4 protein-coding genes are annotated in these 1,745 nt (G+C 43.6%); 1 reads left to right on the top strand and 3 read right to left on the bottom strand.

Going from position 1 to position 1,745, the window contains the following annotated elements:
* The coding region (locus D6694_05835; GenBank protein RMH44447.1) for a hypothetical protein at positions 1-183 on the top strand (183 nt) is incomplete at its 5' end.
* A gap of 85 nt (positions 184-268) precedes the next feature.
* Here D6694_05835 and D6694_05840 read toward each other — a convergent pair.
* The 3 genes from D6694_05840 to D6694_05850 form a co-directional block, all read right to left on the bottom strand.
* Positions 269-679 (bottom strand): single-stranded DNA-binding protein, encoded by a 411-nt coding sequence (locus tag D6694_05840; protein ID RMH44448.1) that lies wholly within the window; start codon positions 677-679, stop codon positions 269-271.
* A gap of 126 nt (positions 680-805) precedes the next feature.
* A complete protein-coding gene (locus tag D6694_05845) occupies positions 806-1,276 on the bottom strand; it encodes a hypothetical protein (GenBank protein RMH44449.1) in 471 nt (156 codons plus the stop codon).
* A 23-nt stretch (positions 1,277-1,299) separates the two neighbouring features.
* The gene (locus D6694_05850; protein RMH44450.1) at positions 1,300-1,569 is read right to left on the bottom strand and encodes a hypothetical protein; all 270 of its coding nucleotides are present in this window, start codon (positions 1,567-1,569) and stop codon (positions 1,300-1,302) included.
* Positions 1,570-1,745 lie beyond the last annotated feature (176 nt).

Consider the following 1,745-nt stretch of genomic DNA (forward strand, 5'->3'; position numbering starts at 1 on the left):
ATACTCTTCATACCTACATATACAAGAGAGATAAGACAATATGTCAAGCAACTTGCCCAAGCAAATGATACGTTGCTTGACATAATACATACTCCTACCTCAATCCACCGCATCGTCCAAAGTACTCAAGCAAATGATAGTACAGGCGCGTTAGCGCCATCTCCAGGTGCGAGCGAAGCGTAGCACCACACCTCTCCTCTTGGTATTCATCCCCCTTAGCTGGAAAAAAAGAAGAGCATCCCTATATTAGGGACACTCTCTTTAGTGCTTAGAAGGGTGCAGCTTCGCTTTGTGCATCCACTGCTTCGGACTCTTCGGCTTGAGCCTTACGAGGAGCTCCGATTAAGCGAATGCTTTCTGCTATAAGCTTCACTCGGCTTCGATTCTGGCCTTCTTGGTTGGTATATGTTTCAGTTACCAACTGACCAGAGATCCAAACCTCTTTGCCCTTCTTTAAGTACTGAGCTAAGCCAGGTGTATTCCAACGATCTACGTCAACGAACAGCTTTTGCTGCTCTCCGTTGATGTTCTTATGATTTGTTGGAAACGCTACTCGTACGTGAAGTACGCTCTTACCTGTCTTGGTCTCATTTACTGTGGCATCGGTTACACAATAACCTACACCACTAAACATCTGAGATCCAAATGCTCGATTGTTGTTTGTTTGCTCTTGTGACATTGTTACCTCCTTAGGTGTTGTATTTGAACTGACAGAGCGATCAGTTCATAATTAACCAAATGATTTGTGGAGTGGAATAGCAATATGAGAGGGGTTTCGGTCAGATATACCAGATGAGAATACGGTTTATACTACGATGTGTCTCATCCAGCTATCCGACCTGGTTATCCCTATGGAGAGCCACTTATATGCCTCTTGGATATCTACACCGATTAGTTCTTCTGCAAATATCGATGGTGTTCTATACAGAAGTAGCGGTGTATTAGAAGCTGCTACACCTATCAGATAGGTGTTCTCTATGGCTCCTGTTATGTTGTTTATTCCACTTATGGTGGCCTTCTTTACAGGTACAACAATCCTTTCTACACCCACCATGTCTATGTCTCTTATAGAGACAGCATACCATGGCTGGTGGAATGGTTGCTTGAATACCTTGAGTCCTTTGCTTGTGAAAGACACCATTGTCCTTTTCTCCATATCAGAGCTACTTGTGTGTACTTCCTCAAAGCTAATAGGACAGACCACCTTTCTTGGTTGCTCCAGTACCACAGTCTTTGGCTCTCTGACTGTGGCGCTGAGGATCTCTTCCGTTTTCATTTTCCTTTCCAAAGAGAAGGGGATTACTCCCCTTGAATGTGATGATGGCTGTTAGGTTTGCTCTCTTTGTTAGTCTCTTTCATACCAGCTGCTACGGCTTTAGCACCATCGACTAAGCCTTTTACGGCACCACCAATCATTGCAGTAGCACCGAAGGCAGCGATATACAGAGAGTTGGTAGCTGTTCCTAGTACTCTGGCAGCACCTTCCTCTACCTTCTCTTGCATCTCAGGTGAGGTGGCTTTCTCTGCCAGTTTCTTGCCATCTTGGATTAACTCTTTCAACTTCTTCATTATTGTTACCTCCTTTGAATGAAGTTTCATAAATAACCAAATATATGTTGGTTATGGGCAAGTAATATCGGTAAGGGAAAAGATAGGACATTACGTCCTATCTAAGTTCCTTCTAGTTATCCTGTTTACTATTAAGCTGGTTAGTAGCAGGACAACTAGGAAGGTAAGCTGTAGTG

It is taken from the genome of Gammaproteobacteria bacterium (genome assembly GCA_003696665.1).
In the GTDB taxonomy this organism is placed as follows: domain Bacteria; phylum Pseudomonadota; class Gammaproteobacteria; order Enterobacterales.